At 70.9% G+C, this 5,308-nt stretch carries 3 protein-coding genes; all 3 read left to right on the plus strand.

From position 1 onward, the window contains the following. Nucleotides 1-2,749: 2,749 nt before the first annotated feature. On the plus strand, nt 2,750-3,931 hold the full coding sequence (locus tag ACFV1W_RS39930) for a hypothetical protein (protein ID WP_380422415.1): 1,182 nt from the start codon (nt 2,750-2,752) through the stop codon (nt 3,929-3,931). 233 nt (nt 3,932-4,164) lie between these two features. Next, nucleotides 4,165-4,452: a hypothetical protein gene (locus tag ACFV1W_RS39935; RefSeq protein WP_380422417.1), complete on the plus strand. Its 288-nt coding sequence runs from the start codon at nt 4,165-4,167 to the stop codon at nt 4,450-4,452. A gap of 56 nt (nt 4,453-4,508) precedes the next feature. Further along, the gene (locus ACFV1W_RS39940) at nt 4,509-4,664 is read left to right on the plus strand and encodes a hypothetical protein (protein WP_380422419.1); all 156 of its coding nucleotides are present in this window, start codon (nt 4,509-4,511) and stop codon (nt 4,662-4,664) included. Nucleotides 4,665-5,308 lie beyond the last annotated feature (644 nt).

Here is a 5,308-nt window from a genome sequence, read left to right on the forward strand (position 1 = left end):
CACAATTTGAGTGAGCGAATAACCCGGCAGTCAATTGGCAGAGGCCCCGCGCATGCCGTGTCAAGCCGCGGGCACGGATCAGCCAAACAGTGGCCTGATCCTCACTGTTTTGTACTTGATGACTTCTTCAAGTGTGCAGTGGCGATGGACTGGCGTAGACCTGTGCCGGAGCTGAGCGCTCGCGGTCCTCCCTTGTTTCCTGAGGCGGACTGGTTCCGGTCGGCCGCCTTGCGTGAAGCCCGACCGGCCCCCGCGCACGAGCCCGGGTCACCCGCTGAGCGTGCGGCCGACAGGACGCTCATCGAAGTGGCCTGGGGCATATGCCGATGCGCGAGCCTGGCGTGCGCCCCCCGCTCGCTCCTACACCCGTGTCGATGTGCTCGGGCGTCAGCAGGGATTGACGCCGCACAGTGGTGTCATCACCGTCGCCGTGCCCGCGGGCACTGCGCTCGGATCGGTCGGTGTGCGCGTGACCATCGCCGACGGGACCACAACGGCTTCACCCCGCCTATGTGGACGCACCCCCCGTGGCCGCGTTCACCCGGGCCTGGCCTCCGGTGGCACCGCGGTGACCATCACCGGCACCTCCTGAGCACCACCCGTTCGGCCCGGGCTCGCGCCCGAGCGGAAATCGTCACGCCCGGGCGGGTCCCGTCCCGGCACCGCTGCCACCTGCTCCCGGCGAACCGGGAGAGAACGGACCGCGGCCGGTGCCGGCGCACCAGGCCGCGGAGACGTCGGATCGAACTCGTCGCACGACGCGGGCGGTCCTGCCGGACCGGAACGCGTCCGGCCGCTCTCGGGGTCGGCCGCCCGCAGCCAAGGGTGTCGCCGGACAGGTCGAGGCCGTCGGCCGCAGGAGCGACGTGAACGAACCCGCCCGCGGCCTATTTCGGTGAGCGGAGCTGCTGATCTTTGCCGGGAGGATTCCTCCCGGCAGGGGAATCGGCGCGTCAGGCCGTCCGAGGATGCCGATGCAGCCGCTTGGCCAGCTCGTCGACCGGAGCCGGAACCAGCCGACCACTCGCAGGGCGCCGGCGTGCTCATTTCCGGGCGGAAGGGTCCGCCGCTGCCGTCCGGCGCGAGCGCCTTCCGTGGTGTGGGGAATCCGCATGCAATTCCGCGGCCCGGCAACTCCGCCTCCGCTGAGCGGTGGCGGTTCGGCGTTCCACGGCCGGCCATTCTCCGTATCGCGTGATTCGGCCGGACACTCCGCCGATCGGGTGAATGCCGATCGGAGGGCTTGTCACCGATTTTCGGCTCTGGATTACTTTTCTGTATCCAACCGGCGGGCCGCCCATCCCTCCCGGGGGAACGTGCAGCCGGCGCTCGCCGTGCTTCAGGCGGCGGGTGACGTGCGGCTCGCGATGGGCACCCCCTGGAGGATCTGGATCCATCCGTCGGCGCCGCCTCAGCGGCGTCGGCGGGTGCGGCGGCTTGCATACGCCAGGAGGCGTCCAAGCATTCCGAAGGTTCCTCAGCACGCCCGCCGGTGCGGTGGCCCGGCGCAGTGCCGCACCGATCTCCCCGGACCGCCGAACGGCGAGTCCGATACTTGGGCGCCCGGGGCTTCTGCTGGGGCGGTACGCACCGACGGCGTCGGCGGGCAGTCAGCGCCCCCTACGGGAGGCGCCCGGCCGAGGTCATCCACACGTGGTCGCCGCACGGACGAGGCTCACTGCGACGGCTGGCGCACGGACGACGGCGGCCCTTGCGGCCGGCGCGCCGTGCCTGCGCTCCGGTTCGACCCGTGCGGTTCGCCGGTGAGGGTTCAACGTACCCGGTGTCCGAAAGGCCGTCTCCGGATGCTCGTGTGTCCGCGATCCCCGCGTTCGTCATGGGCATCGGGACGACGGCCGTCGTCGTGCCCGGGGCCGTCAGCGCCCGGGAGATGACGGCGATCACCCTGAGGGGCCCCAGGCGGTCCCGGCCGCAGGCGCACCCCCCGTCTGACATCACCTGCCCGGCTTCGAGGTCCTCGTCGCCGTGCCGGGCCACAATGGCGTGCAGGGTCGCGATGCCATCAACTCCGCCCGGCAGGCAGGCGGTTGCGAGCTCACGGCCTGTCCCCTCCTGCACTAGACATCGTGTGATCTTCGGCCCAGTCGTCGCCGATGAACGACACCAGCATCGGCCCCTTCGCCCTCGTCCAGTCATGATGCGCAGCCTGCGGAGGGCATGGTTCGCACCCTCTTACGCAACCGCACTTGCTCATGATGTGACCGGGCCGGGTGATCGAGCTCTGGGTGGGGCGGGTCGAGGAGTGGAAGGCGGCCCCGGCGGGGTTGCATGCCCGCTCTGCGTCGCGTTTCAAGATCGGAGCCGTGAGGGCAGGCGCTGGAGTGCATGGCCGGGTTGATCGCCGCTGGCCCCCGCCGGCAACTGCCGGCGTAACGCTGCGGCAGGCGGTCAGTGTGGCGGGAACGGGGGCGTGCGGAGTCGTACAGTGCGCCCCGTGCGGTGCAAGTCCCGTGGTCTGAGCGACTGTTGGGTGTGGTGGTGTTCAGAGCGTTGGTTCATATGGGTTATTCGACCTGGAGGGTATGGCCTCGGCGGACCGGCGTGGTTGTAATGGCGGTGACCGACTGTGGGGTGCCCATTCCCCTGTCGGGGCGTCGGGGTGGTGATCGCTTGACGGGTCACCGTCCCCATGCACGGGCACCCTGACAGGTGGAATTCGTCGGCCGCACCATCTGGCGCGGCCAGGTTCGGGCAGCCCCACTCCCGACTCACTCAAGGGGCTGCTCACATGGCAGTAACCATCGTTCCCACCCCCGTGGCGGCGTGCTCCGCCTTCACCGCCACGGCCACCGGCGCGCCGGCGGGGGCCGTCACCGCTGTCTTCTTCTACGACGGCGCCGCCCCGCAGTCGCTGCCGGTGGTCGCCGGCGCCTCCGGACCGGCGACGTTCACGGCTGTCGGCTCCGGCGCGCAGCTGGTCCTGGTGACCTACCTGAATGCCGTCGCCACGGTGGTCGGGGCAGACAGCGGCACGGTCACCGTCAACGCGGCCCCGGCCGGGACCATCTCCACGACGCTGTCGATCGCCGTCGGCGGCCTCGTGACCGCCCAGACCACCCTGACCTGCAGCGCCGGCCTGACTTCCGTCAACGGCACCCTGACCTACACCCTGCCGGGCGGGGGTACGGTCACCGCCCCGGTGGTCAACGGCGTGGTCGGTTCAGTCAGTCTGGGACTGGCGCTGACGGCCGGTCAGCTGGTGGGGGTCAGCTTCACCCCCGCCGCCGGCACCTGTGCGGCCTGCACCTTCGCGCCGATCACCGTCACCGTGCCGGCGCCGCCGGCCTGTTCGGTGGTCGTCATCCAGCCGGTGGTCGGCCCGATAGTCGTGGGCCAGCCCGCCGTCGTGTCCGCGGTGGTGCTGTGCAACGGCGTGCCCGTTGCGGGTGCGGCGGTCACCTTCAACGGCGGCGGGGCTGCCCCGGTGACCGTCACGACCAACGCACTCGGTATCGCCAGTGGGTCGATGACCTTCCCCACCGCCGGGCCGGTGTCGCTGACCGCCACCGTCACCGCGGCGGGCACCACCTGCACCTGCACCAACGTCGTCTCGCTCCCCGTCCCGATCACCGTCGGCGTGGGCGGCCCCGCCGTGAGCCTGCAGGCGCTGCCGTCCTGCTGGCGGGGCCACTGGGAGCACGCGCTGGAGACCCCCTCGCACGGGCAGCCGTACCCCGTCAGCGCCACACTGAAGGCCCAGCTCACTCCCGCGGCCGCCGGCGTGACGGTGAACTTCCTCGTCGCCGGACAGCCGGTGGGATCGGCGGTGACGGACGCGTCCGGGATCGCGATCCTCACCACCGACCTGAACCTGCTTCAGGTCCAATCCGGCGCCTTCACCGCGACCGCCACCGTCGGCGGCACGACGCTGCAGTCGACCGGCACCCTGCTGCCCTGTCGGCCGCAGTAGTGACCGGACCGGTCCTACCGGGCCCGGGACGTGGATCGCGGACCGGTACTGGGGGCCGAGCCGGGTGAGGCCTGACCTCGTCGTCCGCAGATGAGCGGCCGACCCCGAAGTCCGTCCCCCCGCCCTCGCACGGCGGGGGGACGGACGCGCTGAGGGCCTGGCGGCGAAGCCACCGTACCCGCCGCGACGCCCGCAACCGTACCGCCGCGTCCCTGGTCAGTGGAGTTGTCCCCATGAGTTTGACCATGTTCCTCCTCGCGCTCGGCGCCACCTGCCGCATCACCCGCTTCCTGACCAAGGACACCCTCGCGGGCGGTCTCAGGATCTGGGCGGCCGATCGCTTCGGCGAGGAGTCCAAGGCCGCCTATCTGATCACTTGCGGCTGGTGTTCGAGCGTCTGGGTATCCGCGGTCGCGGTCGGCTGCGGCGCGTGCCTGGAGGGCAGCCCGTGGTTCCGGATACCGGCGACCGCGCTCAGCGTCTCCTACCTGACGGGCGTGGTCTCACGATGGCTGGACTGACCAACGCCCCCTCCTGAGAAGCCCCGAACCCCAGCCCCCGGAAAGGACACTGAACCATGGCCTGCAACTGCGGCGGAGGATCACCGCAAACCGTCGTCTACCAGCTGAGCCTGCCTGACGGCACCGTTCGCCAGTACGTCACCTACCAGGAAGCCCTGGCCGCACAGCGCCGAGAAGGCGGCGCCGGAACGATCACTGTCGTCAGCCGGTGACACGGGCGCCCGGCACCGGGGTGCAAGGCGGTCGGCGCTTCGGCCGGCCGACTTCCCCTTTCCGCACGAAGGGAGGAGCAGCACCGGTGCCGTCCCGGCGCCTCCGCTTCCACGGCCGTCCTCGCCTGCTGGACCGCCATCCGGGCACCCGAGCCGGCAAAGGGCTCAGACCCAGCAGTAGCGGCCTGGTACCGCTGTCCGTCCCCGAGACCCGCCGCCTCATCTTGCCTGCTCCTCCACCCTCGCCACCTCACCGCGGCCCGCCATCTGAGGTGGTCGTACTGGTGACGCCGCAGCCAGGCCCGTGCCCGCCACAGCCATGACGAACGCCGAGGCCGCCCCCCCCATGACTGCGGTTGCAGTACTGGACGGGCGGCCACTGCTCACGGAACCGCGCGGACACGCTCTCCCGCAGGTCGTGCCTGACGAACAGTGAGCTCCGGCAGCCTCTGCTGCCGGAGCTCACTGTTTCTCCGCCGCATCCCCCCTACGGATGGCGGCGGTTCGGCCGCCGTCCTACAGGTAGGTGTAGGAGGCGCCGTTGCTGGTGCCGGCGGGCGTGATCACCGTGACGGGGACGGTTCCGGTTCCGGGCGGGGAGACGGCCAGGATGGCGCCGTCGCCCAGCACGGTGAAGTTCGTGG

The sequence above is a fragment of the Kitasatospora sp. NPDC059648 genome (assembly GCF_042734825.1).
Taxonomy (GTDB): domain Bacteria; phylum Actinomycetota; class Actinomycetes; order Streptomycetales; family Streptomycetaceae; genus Kitasatospora.